Annotated in this window: 16 protein-coding genes and 1 pseudogene; 9 read left to right on the top strand and 8 right to left on the bottom strand. The window is 39.3% G+C overall.

Annotated elements, in window-relative coordinates; genetic code table 11:
- Positions 1–10: 10 nt before the first annotated feature.
- Entirely contained in the window at positions 11–1,801 is a 1,791-nt protein-coding gene (locus tag AC07U8_RS03955; protein WP_494738577.1) for an ABC transporter substrate-binding protein, read from the bottom strand.
- A 722-nt stretch (positions 1,802–2,523) separates the two neighbouring features.
- On the opposite strand from AC07U8_RS03955, the gene AC07U8_RS03950 reads away from it, so the two are divergent.
- The 5 genes from AC07U8_RS03950 to AC07U8_RS03930 all read left to right on the top strand — a co-directional run bounded on the left by AC07U8_RS03950 (position 2,524) and on the right by AC07U8_RS03930 (position 7,820).
- Positions 2,524–5,199 (top strand): TonB-dependent receptor, encoded by a 2,676-nt coding sequence (locus AC07U8_RS03950; protein WP_494737369.1) that lies wholly within the window; start codon positions 2,524–2,526, stop codon positions 5,197–5,199.
- A gap of 150 nt (positions 5,200–5,349) precedes the next feature.
- Positions 5,350–6,051, top strand: coding sequence for an energy transducer TonB (locus AC07U8_RS03945; RefSeq protein ID WP_494737368.1), 702 nt, complete (start codon positions 5,350–5,352; stop codon positions 6,049–6,051).
- Positions 6,052–6,077: 26 nt separating this feature from the next.
- Positions 6,078–6,944 (top strand): MotA/TolQ/ExbB proton channel family protein, encoded by an 867-nt coding sequence (locus AC07U8_RS03940; RefSeq protein ID WP_105713262.1) that lies wholly within the window; start codon positions 6,078–6,080, stop codon positions 6,942–6,944.
- Positions 6,945–6,958: 14 nt separating this feature from the next.
- Entirely contained in the window at positions 6,959–7,384 is a 426-nt protein-coding gene (locus AC07U8_RS03935) for an ExbD/TolR family protein (protein WP_034610077.1), read from the top strand.
- A 19-nt stretch (positions 7,385–7,403) separates the two neighbouring features.
- Positions 7,404–7,820 carry an ExbD/TolR family protein gene (locus AC07U8_RS03930; protein ID WP_004722903.1) on the top strand — a complete coding sequence of 139 codons (417 nt, stop codon included), beginning with the start codon at positions 7,404–7,406 and terminating at the stop codon, positions 7,818–7,820.
- Positions 7,821–8,007: 187 nt separating this feature from the next.
- On the opposite strand, the gene AC07U8_RS03925 is transcribed toward AC07U8_RS03930, so the two are convergent.
- Both AC07U8_RS03925 and AC07U8_RS03920 read right to left on the bottom strand, forming a co-directional pair.
- On the bottom strand, positions 8,008–9,510 hold the full coding sequence (locus AC07U8_RS03925; protein ID WP_270382648.1) for a CoA-acylating methylmalonate-semialdehyde dehydrogenase: 1,503 nt from the start codon (positions 9,508–9,510) through the stop codon (positions 8,008–8,010).
- A 194-nt stretch (positions 9,511–9,704) separates the two neighbouring features.
- Complete coding sequence (locus tag AC07U8_RS03920; RefSeq protein WP_034610073.1) at positions 9,705–11,045, bottom strand: MFS transporter; 1,341 nt, start codon at positions 11,043–11,045, stop codon at positions 9,705–9,707.
- Positions 11,046–11,519: 474 nt separating this feature from the next.
- Between AC07U8_RS03920 and AC07U8_RS03915 the strand changes: the two genes are divergently transcribed.
- Positions 11,520–12,071, top strand: coding sequence for a LuxR C-terminal-related transcriptional regulator (locus tag AC07U8_RS03915; RefSeq protein WP_004722910.1), 552 nt, complete (start codon positions 11,520–11,522; stop codon positions 12,069–12,071).
- Positions 12,072–12,130: 59 nt separating this feature from the next.
- Here the strand turns inward: AC07U8_RS03915 and AC07U8_RS03910 are convergent, their stop codons facing one another.
- The 4 genes and pseudogenes from AC07U8_RS03910 to AC07U8_RS03895 all read right to left on the bottom strand — a co-directional run bounded on the left by AC07U8_RS03910 (position 12,131) and on the right by AC07U8_RS03895 (position 14,156).
- The gene (locus tag AC07U8_RS03910; protein WP_034610071.1) at positions 12,131–12,475 is read right to left on the bottom strand and encodes a zinc ribbon domain-containing protein YjdM; all 345 of its coding nucleotides are present in this window, start codon (positions 12,473–12,475) and stop codon (positions 12,131–12,133) included.
- Between the two features lie 112 nt (positions 12,476–12,587).
- A pseudogene (locus AC07U8_RS03905) lies at positions 12,588–12,941 on the bottom strand (DUF488 domain-containing protein).
- Between the two features lie 251 nt (positions 12,942–13,192).
- Positions 13,193–13,639 carry an SRPBCC family protein gene (locus tag AC07U8_RS03900; RefSeq protein ID WP_004722915.1) on the bottom strand — a complete coding sequence of 149 codons (447 nt, stop codon included), beginning with the start codon at positions 13,637–13,639 and terminating at the stop codon, positions 13,193–13,195.
- Positions 13,640–13,787: 148 nt separating this feature from the next.
- Positions 13,788–14,156, bottom strand: coding sequence for a ribonuclease E inhibitor RraB (locus AC07U8_RS03895; RefSeq protein WP_004722917.1), 369 nt, complete (start codon positions 14,154–14,156; stop codon positions 13,788–13,790).
- A gap of 211 nt (positions 14,157–14,367) precedes the next feature.
- On the opposite strand from AC07U8_RS03895, the gene AC07U8_RS03890 reads away from it, so the two are divergent.
- Both AC07U8_RS03890 and AC07U8_RS03885 read left to right on the top strand, forming a co-directional pair.
- Positions 14,368–15,126 carry a ribosomal protein L7/L12 gene (locus tag AC07U8_RS03890; protein ID WP_315075245.1) on the top strand — a complete coding sequence of 253 codons (759 nt, stop codon included), beginning with the start codon at positions 14,368–14,370 and terminating at the stop codon, positions 15,124–15,126.
- 127 nt (positions 15,127–15,253) lie between these two features.
- The gene (locus AC07U8_RS03885) at positions 15,254–15,835 is read left to right on the top strand and encodes a hypothetical protein (protein WP_315075243.1); all 582 of its coding nucleotides are present in this window, start codon (positions 15,254–15,256) and stop codon (positions 15,833–15,835) included.
- 16 nt (positions 15,836–15,851) lie between these two features.
- On the opposite strand, the gene AC07U8_RS03880 is transcribed toward AC07U8_RS03885, so the two are convergent.
- Positions 15,852–16,862 (bottom strand): metallophosphoesterase, encoded by a 1,011-nt coding sequence (locus AC07U8_RS03880; RefSeq protein ID WP_151956816.1) that lies wholly within the window; start codon positions 16,860–16,862, stop codon positions 15,852–15,854.
- Between the two features lie 162 nt (positions 16,863–17,024).
- On the opposite strand from AC07U8_RS03880, the gene AC07U8_RS03875 reads away from it, so the two are divergent.
- The gene (locus tag AC07U8_RS03875) at positions 17,025–18,653 is read left to right on the top strand and encodes a phospholipase D family protein (protein ID WP_209826772.1); all 1,629 of its coding nucleotides are present in this window, start codon (positions 17,025–17,027) and stop codon (positions 18,651–18,653) included.
- Positions 18,654–18,675: the final 22 nt, after the last annotated feature.

The following is an 18,675-nucleotide window of genomic DNA, read 5'->3' as shown; positions in this document are numbered from 1 at the left end:
CTTCATCTGGTTATTTTTTAACTGGCTGAACATCAAGGTATTGCCAAACGGTATTGATCATTGGATGTGCTTTATAGCCTTGAACTTGTGGTTGCAACAGCCAATTGCGAATACGGGTACTATGAATAATCCAAGGGTTATCTGCCTCTATCTGCCGACTGATTTTTTCATAAAATGGCGTTCGTTGTTGTGGCGGTAAAGTTAACGCTTGCTGATACAGTGCATCATAAGCTTTGGATTGATAGCAACTTAAATTTCCTTTGCCTGAGTTTGGACCATAAAGCAATTGGGCAAAATTTTCTCCTTCAGGAAAATCAGCAATCCATGCCCCACCCCAAATCATATGTTTACACTGCATGGCCTCTTTTAAATTATCGGCAAAATTACTGACCTTAAACTCAACACGTACCCCAATAGCATCTAAGTTTTTCTTCCATAACTCAGAATGAATGACTGAGCTTGAGCTATTTTCAGTATTATATTTCAGCGTAAATGGCTGCCCGTTGGGTAAAGTTCGATAACCATCTTTACCTTTCTTATAACCAAATCGATCCAGTAATTTATTGGCCAATAACGGGTTATAGGCAACACTACTTCTATATTGAGCATTGTGCCCTTGTACCCCATCTGGTACCAACATTTCAGCTCTAACCGCTTGACCTTTATAAAGTTGCTTAATCGCTTCCTGTTGGTTATATGCCAAGGTAATGGCACGGCGTAGCGCTATTTTGTCTAGACTATACCCCCCCACAATCGGATCTTTCATATTGAACATGGTATAGGTGATTTCAGGGTCTTTATTGGGAAAATGTTGAATGCCCTGCTGTTTAAGTTCTGGTTTTAATTGTGTGCCGTTTAAAGCCTGTGGAACCGCATTTGAGGTTAATTTGTCAAAATCCAATTGGCCTGATTTAAATGCCAACCACCTTGACTGTTCTTCCTCAATAATACTCACGACAACCTTACCGACTTGGGGCATTTTTTTACCCGACATCTCTTTGACAAGCTGATTATCCCATGCCGTACCTGTCGATTTATAATTCCAAATAAAGCCACGATAGTCAGGGTTTGCCACCAGCTCAATTTTACTGCGTGGTACGTATTTACTCAGTTGATAAGCGCCTGTACCTACAGGATGCTGCCCGATACGATCACCATAAAACTCAACAACTTCACGCGCTGTTCCGCTAAAAGTGACATAGGCCAAAATATAAGGGAAATTATAATCTGCACGGGTTAAAGTGAATTGTAGGGTGTATTTGTCTAAAGCTTTAAGCCCTGAAATGGGCGCATCATAATTAAACTTACCTGTCTTTTTCGCATTGGCAACCACTTGCTCTAAGCCTTGGATTTTGCCATCAATAAAAGAATAGGTAGGCGAATGGTTTTTCGGATCACTCACACGTTGAATCGAATAAATATAATCTTGGGCAGTCAGCTCACGTCGTTTGCCTTTGAACGCAGGATCATCGGTAAAATAAATGCCAGGCTGAATTTTAAAAGTATAGACCTTGCCCTCTTGTTCTATTTTTGGCAATGCTTGTGCCGTATTGGGCACCAATACCACGGGACGAGCCAGATAATCATATTTGAGTAAGGGTTCAAATATCGCCTCTGCAATATTTCCACTGTAGAAATTATAGGTTTTCACCATATCAAAACCGTCATCTGGTGCTTCAAAAGCCAAATTCAGGATTTTATTGGGTTGTGCAGGCGTTTTCGCAATCGCCATTTCCCCACAACCCATTGCACCGACCAACAACGCAAATTGTAAAAGCTTGGATTCCAAATTCACACCTATGTATTTTTATTCATCAAATTATTTAAACAGAATACTGGCAGCACCATCATCCTGTCGATTGCTGCTTTGGTGCCGAACCAGAACGTTAAATTAACAATAGTGAAAAATTGAACGATATAACAGTATTAAATACAAAGCGAATATCATGCCACTACACTTACCCCTTCTAAATTTTGTTTATTTTTACCGTAATAAAATCACATTTATTCAATGATTATCTGTGACTGACATCCTATCGTCATCTTCAGCACCAATCTAAATATTAAATTCAGATATCATTTATCAGAACTACTCATAATGCACAATTTAAGTACACACACGTTCCAAAATTGATCACTTATTTTATCAAACACTATAAATACTCATTTAATCTTTTGATTTAAAACAATTAATAGAAAAAATAAAGCCATAATTAATAGTTATACCACTCATTAAATATAGTTAAACTCTTTAATTAACAACTAAATATAAAGAAAAACTAAAGTCTGTTGAGTATTTTTTAATCACATCTTCATATTGTATTAACATTAATCAGGGCGACTTCCAAACTTATTTTTCTACTATCAAGTCACGGATGAATAAGGAGATTAAACACTAGTCACGTAAATTCTTATCATTTTTTTGTATATTTTTAAAACATATAATTAGATAGTTGGCACTTGAATTGCTAGAAAGCAATGCAGCAATATCGCTAAGTACAAAAAAAATGGATGTCTGAAAATATGAAAGTAAACAAAAATGTTTGCACTTTGGGATCGCCAACGATGGGGAAAACGTTACTAAAATTAAGTACGCTTAGTCTAAGTATGATGTGCCTATCGCTAGCGCATGCAGCAGAAACTGAAGAAACAACACAGCCAATAAAAGTAGCCAAAGTCACCGTTACAGGGTCTTCAATTAAAGGGGTTGCAGCTCAAAGTGCTTCCCCCATTACGATTATTAAAGGTGAAGATCTAGCCAAACAAGGGGTAACCACTGTCGAAGAAGCACTGACCAAAGTCAGTTCCAACCAAGCTGGTTTTTCTACCTCTCAAAATGTGGGTGCAAGTAATACCGAGGGTTCATCAGCCAATTTACGTGGATTAGGCACAGATAAAACTTTGGTCTTATTGAATGGCCGTCGTCTGGCTTATAGCCCGTTTAGTACATCAACCACCAACCTTAATATTATTCCAATGGCAATGGTTGAACGTATCGAAGTTCTCCGTGACGGTGCATCTGCGGTTTATGGCGCCGATGCAATTGGTGGTGTCATCAATTTTATAACCAAAAAATCTTTTGAAGGTCTCAACATCAGTGTGGGGGCAACTCAACCCGAAGCCAGTGGTGGTGATAAACAAGATATTTCCATCTTTGGGGGTTATGGCAATCTGGATGAACAAGGCTTTAATGTTTATGGTGTAGTCGATTATCGTAGAACCAACAATATCATGGCAAAAGACCGCAAGATCAGTCGCCGTGGTGGTGTAATTCCTGAGCTCGGCCTAGATGCCAGCTCAGCAAATGCCTTCCCAGCAAATATTTTTGATCCCAAAAACAATATTTTGGCAAATCCATATGGCAATACAAATTGTAATAACACGCCTAATGTCGCTGCCGATGGTGGGTTATGTTATCTCAATACCCAAGCACTGATTGGGATTACCCCAGAAGTTGAAACAATTTCAGCACTTGGTCGCGGAACCTTTAAACTTTCAGATAAATTTAATCTGATTGGAGAATATATCTTCTCACGTAACGAAGTTACCACTTCGATTGCGCCTGATGTATATAGCCGTTCAGTCACCTTACCCTCAACAAGTCAATATTATCCTGGCAAAGGCATTGTCCCCGCAGTGAATGGGCTCAGCGATGGAGATTTGCAACTCTATCTACGTTCACAAGGTGGTAACCGTTCAGGCAAAACAACCAATGACTCACATCGTGCATTTGCAGGAATTGAGGGAGAAGCTTATGGTTGGGATATCAATGCAGGTTTAACCTATGCAAAAAGTGAAGCAACCGATAGCTTTAATGCGGGTTACCTCAATCAAAGTAAAGTTCAAGCTGCTTTAAATGACGGTTCACTCAATCCATTTGGCCCTTCCGCTGATGCTAATATTTGGAAATCTTTTGAAGTCAATGGGGATACTAATAAAGCCAGCTTAGACTCAACCTCTTTTGATGTCACTGTATCTCGACCAATCTATACACTACCCGCGGGTGATGTTGGATTTGCCTTAGGGGGTAGTTTTACCAAACAAAATTGGGATCAAAAAATTAATGCTGAGATCGTCAGACAAGTGCCTGGTAGCGGTATAGATCCAGATAAACCTGTGAGTAAGGGTGATCGAGATATCTCTGCGGTATTCACTGAATTACATATCCCGATTTTAGCCAATTTAGAAGCGCAGCTTGCAGCACGTTATGATGACTATAGTGATTTTGGCGATACCTTCAATCCAAAAGTTGCTTTACGTTGGGAACCGTTAAAGCAATTAATGTTCCGTACCTCATACAGCACAGGTTTCCGTGCACCTAGCTTATATGACATCAACTCACCTCAAAGCCAGACCTTTACAGGTTCAAAATACAATGACCCTGTGCTCTGCCCCGGTGGTGCTGCAACTTCACCTCAATACCAAACTGAATGTAATGTTCAATTTAAACGTATGCAAGGTGGAAATCCCGACTTAAAAGCTGAAGAGTCAACATCTTATACTGCTGGACTTGTGTTTGAGCCAATCAAAAATCTGGTATTTACAGCAGATTACTACAACATCAAAGTAGACAATCTGATTGATACGATTACCGATTCAATTATTTTTGCTGACCCAAGTAAATATTCAAGCTTATTTGTCCGAGATGCAGATGGACGAATCAAATATGTGAGTACCACTTTGATCAATATGGGTGGGATTAAAACTCAAGGGGTTGATTTAAGTTTGAACTATCTTACGCCTGTGACTAAAACAGGGCGTTTTGGTTTTGGTATTGATGGGACCTATGTCATTAAATATGACAAACAAGAAGAGAAAGGCGGTGAATGGATCAGCCGTGCAGGTAGCTATTATAACCAACAAGTCTATTCCCGCTGGAAACATGTTGCCAATGTCAATTGGAGTTACGACAACTGGAAAATGATCTTTGAACAACAGTTTAGCCGTGGTTATAAAGACTCAAATTCTATTGGTGAAGCCAAATATGATAACCATCGAGTTAGCGACTACATCCTGTATAACCTTGCGGGCACTTATAGCGGATTCAAGAACTTAGAACTCACTGGTGGGATCAAAAATATCTTTGACCAAGATCCGCCTGCGTCCAACGTGACTGATAACTTCCAATACGGTTATGACTCTAGTTATGCAGACCCAACCGGTCGAGCATATTACGTCAGAGCAACTTATAAATTCTAATTGGGCATTTCGCAAACATTGTCTAGGCCTAATCAAGTCATGGTGTTTGCGAAATTGATTCATTCACTTAGCCAAACAAAAGAATTGAACAGAATTTTTTATCGTCTCTCTTTTACTATTTATTGTTTGTCTCTCATTTCAGGAGTAGCAATGGGCAAGAATTTTTCAGAATTAGAAAATAATTCTTCCAAACGCCTGATCGGGATTGGAGCAGTCATCTTACTGCATCTAATCATTCTCTATGGCTTGATTACGGGCTTATCCAAAACAGTTGAAAAACCAGCGGATGAACCTGTTGAATTACTGATTATTCAGGACAAAAAACCTGAACCAGAAAAACCAAAACCCATTGAAAAGCCACCAGAACTGCCAAAGTTGGTGGAGAAAGTGTTGAAAACACCAGAGCCAAAGCCGACTGAAAAATCAATGGAAAAACCTACAGCAACACCAAAGCAGACGGCTACACCGACACCCACAGCAACGCCAAAAACCTCAGAAAGTCCTGAGCCGACACCGACGCCAAAGCCAGAAACGACAGCAAAACCTGAACCTGCAAAACCCAAACCAGCAGGTGAAACACGAGGTGTATCGAGTGGAGAAGCAGGTTGTAAAACACCCGAGTACACGCGTGAAGCTTTACAAAATGAAGAGCAAGGTGAAGTTCTTATTTCGGTATTTGTGGGTAGTGATGGAAAAGTTAAAGAGGCCAAAGTTAAAAAATCGAGTGGGAGTAAAAGCTTAGATAAAGCGGCTGCGAAAGCTTATAGCTTATGTACGTTTAAACCTGCGTTAAAGAATGGCGAACCTCAAGATTCTTGGTACGACATACCTTATGAATTTGTATTGCAGTAATCAATTAAATAAAAAATTGGAGATAAATGATGAATAAAACGCTGAAATCTGTACGACTATTTGCTTCTGTTGGGATTTTAACTGCAAGCACCCTACTGCCTGTATCTAGTGTATTTGCAGAAGAAACCACTGCAACGCCTGCGACTGTAACGACGACCAATACAGCAACCAGTGAAACACATACACCACCACCTAAACCAGCAACAACACAAGCTGTTCACAACCCTTACGGTTTAGAAGCACTATGGCGCGAAGGTGATATTGTGGCTAAATCAACCTTATTTATCTTGGTCCTGATGTCGATTGGAACGTGGTACATCATGGTGACCAAGTTTATTCAGCAGGCAAAAATTAAACGCCAAGGTAAAGAAGTTGAAGCCAAATTCTGGGATGCTGCATCAATTGACGGCGCTGCGGGAACGCTAGGCGAAGCAAGTGCTTATCGTTTTATTGCTGAAAAAGGCATTAACTCAACCAAAAAACATGGCGGAAACCTACTTGAGCGTATCGACTTTAATACTTGGGTCACAATGTCAATTCAACGTGCAATTGATAAAATTCAAAGTCATTTAAGTGGTGGTTTAGCATTTCTTGCAACCGTCGGTTCTACCGCACCATTCGTTGGTTTGTTCGGTACAGTTTGGGGAATCTATCATGCACTTACTGCAATTGGCATTTCGGGTCAGGCCTCTATTGATAAAGTTGCTGGACCTGTCGGTGAAGCACTGATCATGACGGCAATCGGTCTTGCTGTAGCCGTGCCTGCGGTACTTGGTTATAACTGGCTCACCCGCCGTAATAAAGCAGTATTGGATAATGTACGTACTTTTGGTTCTGACTTACATACTGTTCTACTCAGTGGCGAGATCAAAAACAGTGGTGATGCGAAATAAATGAGGTATCTATTATGAGCATGACAGTCAATTCAGGCAGTGACGAAGATGATGTAATTTCAGCGATTAACACCACACCTTTGGTGGATATTATGCTGGTTCTGCTGATTATATTTTTAATCACCGTCCCCGTTGCAATTCATACGGTTCCAGTCAAGTTGCCTGAGGAAAAAAATACACCTTATGTCACTAAGCCAATTAATGTGCAAATCGCGGTCAATAAAGCGGGAGATATTTTTTGGAACGAAAAGTATATCGCAGATAAAAATACACTGATCAATCGTTTACAGGCTGAGGCAGCAAAACGCCCACAGCCAGAGGTACATATTCGTGGTGATCAAGTGACAAAATTTGAAGCGATTGATGAAGTCATTAGTGCTACCAAGCAAGCAGGTATCGGCAAAATCGCTTTTGTCACGACACCTGTTGCCGCACCATAATCGAGAGAAGGAACAGTTTATGGGTATGAATGTAGGTGCCAATAAAGACGATGATGATGTGATGTTAGATGTCAATATGACGCCACTTATTGATGTGATGTTGGTGTTGTTAATTATGTTTATTATCACCATCCCAATTCCAAATAATGCGATCAATATTGACTTGCCCAATGGCGCACCACCACCGACCAATGAGAAGCCACCTGAGCCAGTCACCTTACGTATTGACCCTCAAGGTAAAATCTTTTGGAATGATCAAGCTGTTGAAAATAAACAAGCGCTAGAAGTTTTATTTGCGGGTGTTGCACAGAAATCAGATCAAGATCCGATTAAAGTGCAGCCCGATAAACTGACTGAATATAAGGATGTGGCAATGGTGATGGCAGCCGCGCAACGATTAAATGTTAAAAAAATCGGAATTGCAGCAAGCCAATAATATTTAAGGGATGAACAAAGCTGCACAGTGCAATCGACTTGCAGCTTTGAGTCCTTGATCTATGCAATCTTTCGGGACGATTTATTCATAATGCAACATTATAAAGAACACAACACTCGATATATTTGGCATTCACTCACACTTAAAAAAGTCAGCATCTGCTGGCTGATCATCGACATGAAATCAATTAGGTGATTTTAAATGCCAAAGAAATGGCTTGATCTTGTTGTTCAGGATCAGGCCATTTTTGTGAAACAGATTTTAACTTGGTATAGAAACGAGCGGCATCTGGACCATATAAATGCGACTCACCAAATTTTGAACGTCGCAAACCACCAAAGTTAAAATAACTCACTGGGAGTGGTACTGGCACATTAACACCAATCATGCCCGACTCAACCTCCATAAAGAAGCGGTGTGCTGACTTTCCATCACGGGTAAAAATCACCGAACCATTGCCATATTCATGGCTATTGGTCACAGCAATTGCCTCATCTAAACTATTGACGCGTAAAATTCCTCGCGCTGGACCAAAAACTTCTTGTTGATAAAAATCCATATCCATAGAGAGATAATCAAATAAAGTCGGACCAATATAATAGCCGTTGGCATACTCTGGATGTTTAAAATCACGACCATCCACCACCAACTCAGCACCATCTGCAATACATTGATCAATTGCCTTTAAAACAGATTGTTGCGATTGCGCACTAATCACCGCACCAAAATCTGCAGTCGGATCATTGTATGCGCCAACTTTCAATGCTTTGATTTTTTCTACGATACGTTGGCGTAAGTGATCTGCCGTTTCAGCACCTACGGGAATCAATAGTGATATCGCCATACAACGCTGGCTGGCTGAACCAAACCCTGCTGAAACAAAGGCATTTGCAGCCGCTTCAAGATCGGCATCAGGCATCACCACCATGTGATTTTTCCCGCCAGTAAATGCTGCAACACGTTTGTTATGTGAGGTGCCTTTTTGGTAAACATATTCACCAATCTGTGTAGAGCCCACAAAGCTCACAGCCGCGATTTCAGGATGTTCAAGTAATGCATCGACTGCTGTTTTATCCCCTTGTACAACATTAAATACATCGTCTGGAAGACCCGCTTCTTTCCATAACTCTGCAAAAAATAATGCAGCCGAAGGCACTTTTTCAGACGGTTTCCAAACTATTGAATTCCCCACAGAAACAGCCATGGCCATCATGACAGCAGGAATCATGATGGGAAAATTAAACGGGGTAATGCAACCCACCACACCCACAGGAACCCGTACAGAAAACACATCGATGTCGCCTGCAACATTACGTGCATATTCACCCTTTGTAATCTGCGGTGCATTACAGGCAAATTCAATTCCTTCAATCGCACGGCCAATTTCACCGATTGCATCGGCAATGGTTTTGCCATGTTCACGACCAATGATTTCTGCCAATTCAGCTGTTTTGGCAATCATTAATTCACGTAATTTAAACAGAACTTGCAAGCGTGTAGCATGTGAAGCTTTTGCCCATTTTTTTGCATTTGCTGATGTCGCAGCTTTTACCGCAGTATCAATCACGGTTGCATCGCCATAAGCACAACGCGCAATTTCTTCACCTGTAGAGGGATTAAATACTGGGCCTGAATGTTGAGTTTCTGTGATATGACGGCCTGAAATATAATGTCCGATCAAAGTATTCATCCTGATTTTCCTTCACGTTGCGACTGAAACTAAATTTAAAATGCTACTGAAGTCGGTCTTTCCATGACCGCTTTGGCGAGGAAGCCCCATATTCCCAAGACCGATAAAGGAAATATTCATATTCATTCCTGAAAATTAAGCGTGGTAAATTGAATGATTGATTGCAGTGCTTTGCTTTGAATCACTACTTTGCATTAAACAGACAATTTGCTTTTCACTGATTTACGTTGTCTCGCGGGGCTAAGATCATCACGCTTCATAAAGAAGCTACAGAAGATTGCGAAAATCGCCATACTCATGATGTAGGTAATAATCAAATGCGGGCTACCATTACCAATACTTAGGAGTTTGGTGGCGATTAATGGTGCAAGTCCACCGCCTAATACACCTGCGAATTGAACTGAAATCGAGATGCCACTGTAGCGAATTTCGGCAGGAAACTGTCGAGCAAATAACTGAGACTGTGGCGCATACATGATCGGGAACACCACACCGATTGCTAAAACAATTGCGGTCCATACCAAGACTGGGTCCTTGGTATCCAACATGCTAAAGAACGGATAGCAATACAATGCAAGGACCACTAAACCAAACATAAACATATTACGCTGCCCAACTTTGTCGGATAGATGTCCACACAATGGCGTCATCACCATGATTAAGCCTGCACCACAAATCGTTGCAAACAAAATGTCTTGGCGAGGAATACCCAACTTGGTTGTGGTGTAGGCTAAGGCAAAAGTTGAGGCAATATAGAACCATGCATTTTCAGCAGCACGGGCAAAGATAATCGTGAGTAATTCGCGCGGATGATTTTTAAAGACCTGCATTGCTGGAACTTTAACTTCTTGTGCTTGTTGTTTTACTTTTTCAAAATCTGGTGACTCAGGCACTTTGACACGGATATACCAACCCACACCTAATAATAAAATGCTGGCAAGGAAAGGCAGACGCCAGCCCCAACTAAATAGACTTGCTTCGGGTAAAAGTGAAACTAAACCCAATGCGATCGAGGCCAACATTAAACCACCACCAGCACTTGCTTGAGGTAAACTTCCCCAAAAGCCTTTACCGCCTTCAGGTGCATGCTCCACAGCCATCAACACAGCACCGCCCCACTCGCCGCCCATTGCCATACCTTGAACAAAACGTAAAATCACCAGAAAAAATGTCGCCCAATATCCAATACTTTCATAGGTTGGCAATAGACCAATTAAAACGGTAGGAATCCCCATCATAATCAATGTGGTTAGCAGCATGGTTTTTCGACCAATTTTGTCCCCAAAATGACCAAAGATAATGCCTCCCAACGGACGTCCAATAAAGCCAACGGCGTATGTGGCAAATGCAGCCAAGACACCTGTTAATGGATCAAGATTGGGGAAAAACAGCTTATTGAAAATTAATGCTGCGGCTGCACCGTAAATAAAAAAGTCGTACCACTCGATTGTCGTTCCAACCATGCTGGAGATACCCGCCAGACGGTGTGAAGACTTTTTCGGTTGTTGAGGACCTGATCCTTGTATATGCTCCATCGCTACCTCGCCCAATTCTTAGTATTGTCATCCATTCATCACCTTAGAGATAATCCATCCTGATTATATTTATTAAGGTGATCTAATTCTTTTTACACAAATAACTTAAAATAAGAAGCTAAGATTAATATTGATTTATCCTGATAAAAAATTCTAAATAACCTGAGTGCTTCTCATCATCAATGTGAATCAATTGCTTTTTTCAGTCAACACCCTTAATTACTTAAGTAGTTTTTAAAATCCAACAAATAAATTAAATACAATCACTTATACAAAAACCCACCAATATAGACTAAAGTTAAATATAAAAAATGTGATCCATTACAAACTATTCAAAATGCTAAGTTTATATGCATAACAACACAAAAATAATCTATTTAGTTTTCATCATATTATAAAAAATCAACGGTCGAATACTTGTTATTTCTCGCTATCGCGTTATATTCATTATTATACTAAGTAAGGATGCTTATTATGAACTATAATAAAATCGCATTTGATTTTAGCCCTGCACCAATTGTTGTATTAAGCTATCGCCACATGATGGAAATGAATGCTGCATTTGCCAATCTGTTTGGCTATGAGCGTGGCGAATTAATTGAGCAATCCATAGTCAAAATTTTTCCTAGCCTTGAGGATTATGAAAAGGTCGGGAATGATGCATTACAAAGCTTATTGTTAAAAAAAAGCCATTATTATTCTGATCAGCGCTTTATGCAGCACAAAAATGGTGAAATCTTTTGGACACATACCCATGGGCAAACCTTAACACCTGAAGACCCCTTTAAATTGATGGTCTGGCATTTTGAACGTAAAGATCAGGTGTTGTCTTCTAAGCAAAAATTGACTAAACGTGAATCAGAAATTACCCAATTGATTGTCAATGGATTTACTTGTAAAGAAATTGCACGAAAATTAGAGCTGTCGCATCGGACCATAGAAGTGCATAAAGCAAATTTAATGAAAAAGTTGGGCGTTCGCTCCAAAGCAGAACTGACCTCAAAAATTATTATTCGAGAAAAATGATATAGACAAAAAAAATGATCACAGTTGAATTGCTGTGATCATTGATGAACCTCAAAAAATTAAGCTTTTTTCACAAATTCTGACTTTAATTTCATGGGACCAATACCATCAATTTTACAATCAATATCATGCCCATCATTACTGTCTACCAGCAAACGAATACTTTTGACTTTGGTTCCTACCTTAACCACTGCAGAAGAACCTTTAATTTTTAAGTCTTTAATCACTGTCACTGAATCGCCATCTGCCAAAATATTGCCAACAGCATCTTTAATCGTCACGCTGTCATCTGCTGTTACTTGCTCGCCATCTTTCCATTCATAGCTACATTCTGGGCAAATCAATAAATCGCTATCTTGGTAGGTATATTCTGAATTACATTTTGGACAATGTGGCAAAGACATAATAAGCTCAACTTCGGTTCAAATCACAATCATAGCATTTTAAGATTTTTCATCAACTTAAAAACCATAATAAATATAAGGAATAATTTAAAATCAACCGCGATCAATAAAACTAGGCTTTATGATTTAACACATCCAGCAAAACACTGACATGATTTCGCCCTTGATTTTTGGCCGCCGTTAATAAGGTTATAGGACCTCGTGCTATCAGTTTCCGCAGTTCGTCTAACTGTACTGTAACCTGTGATAATTCAATGCGATAACGTTATTGAAACTCATCCCAACGGTTTTCGCTATCCTCGTGATACCATTTTCTGAGTTCATTGGACGGGGTAATTTCTTTCGGCCATAAGTCAATCTTAGCATCGTCTTTTTTAATACCACGTGGCCACAAGCGATCAACCAGAATTCGTTGACCATCTGTTTCTGAAATCGCATCATAAATTCGTTTGCTATAAATCGTCATTGTTATTCCGAACCGAAGTTATTCTAAAATTATTCCAAATGATGAGAAATATGGTTGTGTAAAGTGACAATGGGGTCATAAAAACACCTTGTCCCCCCATCACAGCTTAGCCTGCAAACATAGGCGAGGCTTGGTGCTTACTCAGGCAATCAATGATTGAATTGTATTGCCCGTTTAATGGATGATAGATGAATGATATAAATACCAAAGCAGAGATCTATAGCGATAGTTTATAGGTCACTCACGCGAGTTTATTGATCTGGAATTGTTGGATTGACCAAGAGACCAAGTAATTGCAAAGACTCTTGCCATCCCAAATAACAAGCCTCAACAGGAATCACTTTAGGGATGCCTGACTGGGTAATATTGACTTCCGTTCCGACAAGCACACCTTTTATTTCAATGATTACTTCAATTTCGCCAGCGAGTTCAGGATTATCAAATCGATCAAAATATCGTATGCGTTGGTTGGGAATCAGCTCTGCATAAGTTCCACCAAATGAATGGATTGTACCTGTAGAGAAATTGGTAAATGACATTCGATAAGAACCACCAACCGTTGCATCCATTTGATGAAGTTTTGCTGTAAAACCATGCGGAGGCATCCACTTTACAATTGCATCTGGGTCTAAGAAAGCTTTATAGACTCGCTCTGGTGGTGCACTAAAAACGCGATGTAACTTTACCGTATTACTCATACTCATTTCCTTGACTATTATTGTTGTTGAAAATCAAGTTTAGCGCTGTACAAAGCTTTCATTTGTATGGTTTGAGTAGTCTGAAACTTAAAAAAAAGCATATCAACAAGGATATGCTTTTAAAACAATATGCGTCATCTAAAGACCGTTATTCTTCATCGTCTTCATCATCAAATATATAGGTTGTACATCCCCAACCATCATATTCACCTTCAAACTGCTCAGCAATTTTACTAAACCATTGCTCTAAATCAACAACATCTTCGTAGTCTGGAATCAGATGAACATAAACTGTAATCACCCATTCATTGGGTTGCACTTCTTCATCCAAATACAGTGAAATTTTTTGCTCTTCGTGTAAAAGATAGATTGCACATTTTTCAGCGAGTTCTTGTGTTTTAAAATACACAGAAAACTCGATTTCATGTACCTCTTCTAAATCATCACCATCTTCGTGCATTTGCCAAAGTAGATTACCGTTATCATCTTCTGGGAATTTTTCAAAATCACGAGTCATGGCCAAGCCCTCTTTTAAGGTTATAAATATTATGACTTTTACAATAGCAAAGTTTTATGACAGTTTTAAAATATTGCCTATTCGCACACAAATTACTACTTTTATTTGGCATCAATTTGTAATAAAAATTGAATTAATTCTATGATTAATAAAAACTCATATCTATTGTTGATCTATATTCATTGATGATTAAACCAATAATGAAAGGTGCATGATGCCAAACTTTAACCCACAACAACGACAAGAAATTCTGTTACTGATTCAACAAGGTCGTAAAGTTGAAGCAGTTAAATGGGTCAAAGACCATTCAGATTTAGGCTTGAAAGAAGCCAAGGATTATGTAGAAAATCTGACAGAAAACGCATACAACTTCGCATTTGCAGATACAGCTCAAAGTGATAGTTCCCGTGATATACACTTGCAAATTCCTCAACAAGACATTCTTGCCCTGATCCAACAAAATCGTAAAATTGAAGCGATTAAACTGGTCATGGAAAATTCAAACCTTGGGCTAAAAGATGCCAAAGACTTTGTAGAACAGCTCACTGAAAACCCCAATTTAGCCATCAATCAGTTTCAGTTCGATGATGATTTTTATGACAGTCAGCATCCTCGCTATAAAGCAATTCAGTCAAATTTTGAAACTGGTGAAATCTATGTGTTATATCAAGATCATCAAAAAGTGTTGATTGATGAGCATCATCCTGACTGGGATGAAATTATGCGTCATTTTTCGCAAGGTGAAACATATGATTCGGCTGCTGCCTACATTGCCGCAATGAAAGCCAAAGCACGTGATAGCGCTGTCAATTCGACACATAATGTTCAGTCAATTCCCCGCCCATCCAGCATGACAACACAACCTGTCGGTATTGAAGATCAAACCAAGAAAAAAGGCTTACCTATTGTTATGCTTGTTGTGATTGCGATTGTTGCTGTGATTGCCTATCAATTTTTTATCAAGCAATAAGATGCAACACGGCAATAAGATTGAATATGCAATGCAGGCAGGATGACAAATAACGTTTAGAACAGTCAAAAGAAAGCCATTCGACTAAAAGCTATTGTTCTCATCATTTAAATTATTCGAGGTGCGTATGTACCAATTGAATCAAACACAATTACAAGCATTGCTGGATCTGCTTGAACACCGTCAAACAGAACAAGCAGAACAATTCCTTATTGCACACCTTCAACTAGATCCTACCGCAGCAAAAAATTTAGTCCGCATCCTATACGAATCATCAGATGCGCTTCAGGCTTTTAAAGCAAACCCTCAAATTTTATCAGGCGAAATGCCGAATATAAAAAATGAAAGCAACGCTTTTGAATTCAACTTTTCTTCCAGTACGGTGAAAATGACCAATCAGGATGGTAAGACCATTGAAATCAATGATCAACATCCCGATTGGCAAGAGCTCAAAAAACAATTCCAAATCGATTTGACTCAACCAGATGCTTTATCCAAATTTGCCGAAAATTTTATGCAAGGACAGACGCAAAATACCTCATCACAAGCAAAGTCTTCATCTTATGATTCAACAAGCCCTACTCACGCTTTGGTTCAAACCTCAGGGGTAGAAGACTTGAGTCATCAGAATAAATCCAGCAGCATGCTGCTATTGATTGGATTTCTTGTTTTGATTGGGATTGCAGCCTTCTACTATTTTAAAACATGATTGATCAGTAAGAAAATTAACTCAGCTCAATAATATCAATGGTTGGTGGTACTCTGAACCGAAAAGGCACACCCACCATACCGGTACCGACACTGACAAATACATCGGCATTTTCATGCTGATACAAGCCTCGTTTATGACCGAGAATAGAAACTTTTTTCATTACATAACTGGTCAACCACGGCAATTCAACTTGCCCACCATGAGTATGTCCAGACAGCATCAACGGACGTGTAGGCAACTGTGGCACCATATCTACCGTATCGGGGTTATGTGACAAAATTAACCACGGTTTGTCTTGAGGTAAATCGGGCATATAACGCATATCCGCCTTGCCTGCCCATAAGTCCCCGACACCGATTAAGCGAAAATCATCAAATTCAACAATTTTACCTTCAATATCCATCACGTTATTGGCCTCTAAGGCACTGGCCAATAAGGCTTGAATCGGTGGTCCTGGATATTGCTCATCATGATTACCATTTACTGAATAAACCGGAGCTTCGATCTGTTTTAAAATCGCCAGTTCTTCAACCAATTTATTTTCAGGTTCATAGGTCCAATCCCCTGCAACCACGACAAAATCGGGTTGAGCCAAATTAATTTTTTTGACAATTGTTTTAAGCTGACGCTCATGTCCAGAAAACAGACCAATGTGTAAATCTGCAAGCAACGCAACTTTAATCGGTTGAGTAAAGGTTTTCTCCTGCCCCAACGAATATTGTATATGCTGAACATGAACCCGATGTGGTTCAATAAAGCGTGCATAAATCAACAACGCACTGAGTAAGAAAATAAAAATACTTTCATGTAATGAGAATTTTCCGATATATCCTGCATAAATGCTAAAAAATAACAACGGAATTAATAAATAAGACAGGTAGAATGCCAGTAAATGGACGAAAGACTTAAAAGGATGGATCGTTTCAGTTCTAGATTGACTTAACCATGCTTGGCTTATTCCCCATATCGCAAGCACAATGAAGCAGAGATAAAAAATTGATGTAACAGTTAGGGTTGGAAACATATTCAATCTCGCAAGTCGCGTGTACTTGTCATCTCTTTATTTATCTTTTGAAAAGGCTACATTGGCATTTCATAAATGGATTGCATTTCGGCAAACATCGACGAATTGTCAATATATCCTCAGGCAATTATACTCTAGCTCTGAGAAATCTTAGAAAATATTATGCAAAGAACGATCAATCGTAATACCCAATTACAGCAAAAAGCTCACAATCACCATGTGTCAAAATTTTGGGTGATGATTGGTTCTTGCCTATTACTCAGCCTTTCTGCCTGTTCAACTCTGCCTCGACAAGAAAATATTAAACCCGAATATGCCTACGATATAGAAACCAAAGACACCCCTTTGGCGCAAATTATTTCTCCATTAAAAGCGCAAAACCCAGAGTTAACCGGTTATCACGTGCTGTATGATCCGCTGGAAGCAATCGCAGCACGCATCAACTTGATTGAAAAAGCACAAAAAACGTTAGATTTGCAATATTACATTTGGGACAATGACAAAATTGGCTCATTGGCTTTATACAAAATTATTGAAGCCGCAGATCGCGGTGTTAAAGTTCGTTTACTGATTGATGACAATAATGCCAAACAAATGGAAGGGGTTTATCTCGCCTTAGATCAACACCCAAACATTGAAGTAAAACTATTTAACCCTTACCGTTTTAGAAGTATTCGCCCCATCGACATGGTGCTGGATTTAAAACGTATCAATCGTCGCATGCATAACAAAACCTTTACTGCTGACAATCAAATTTCATTAATTGGCGGACGTAATATGAGTAATCAATATTATAACGTCAGTGACAATTACCAATTTTCAGATGTTGATGTGATGTTGGTGGGGCAAGCGGTAGATGATATTACCCACTCCTTTGATGAATACTGGAATCATAGCTACGCTTATCCGGTGAGAAATATTGTCAATCACAGTACCTACACCTTACGTTATGACAGTCTAAAAGAACAATTGACCCACCATTACCAAGAAATTACCGTTCAAAATTATTTGAATTTAAGTAATCGCACCCATGCTTTTGATCAATGGCTCAATCATAATATTCAACTGGATTGGGTCAAAGCAGAAGTGGTCAAAGATGCCCCAGATAAAATTCAGGCCAAGGCCAAAAAAGAACAACATCTTAACTTTCAAATGGTGAAACGCTTAGATATCCCGACTCAAAATGTCGACCTGATTTCTGCTTATTTTGTTCCGCAAAAAAAAGGCGCAAAGAAACTGGTTGAGTTGGCAGATGAGGGCGTTAAAGTACGTGTCCTGACCAACTCATTTAAAGCCAATGATGTCGCATTGGTGCATGCATTTTATGCAAAATATCGAGATAATTTATTAAAAAATGGGGTCGAGCTTTATGAGTTTCTGCCTGCCGTTTCTGAAGAGAATCTCTATGCCAATTCAGAAGAAATCTCAAAGAAAGCCAAAGTTAGCTTAAAAGGCTTAAGCCGTTCTAGTTTGCATGCCAAACTGATGGCTGTAGATAATAAACAAGTGTTTATTGGCTCATTTAATTTCGACCCACGTTCAGCCAACTTAAATACTGAGATTGGGGTCATTATCAATAGTCCACCGTTGGCGATTGCTGTACATAAAACCATGGACGATAATTTAAAAAAATATGCTTATAAGTTGGTTTTAGATTCACAGAATAAAATCAACTGGCTCAAAGAAACACCTCAAGGCATTGTCACTTTAAGAAAAGAGCCAAAAATGAAGTGGTGGCAAAAAGCAGGAATTAAGGTGATTTCTTGGTTACCGATTGAGGGCTTTATGTAAGCTGATCATTTTGCCTTAAATG

The sequence above is a fragment of the Acinetobacter sp. GW821-FHT01E09 genome (assembly GCF_059422385.1).
This window is presented reverse-complemented; position numbering and strand designations above follow the sequence as displayed.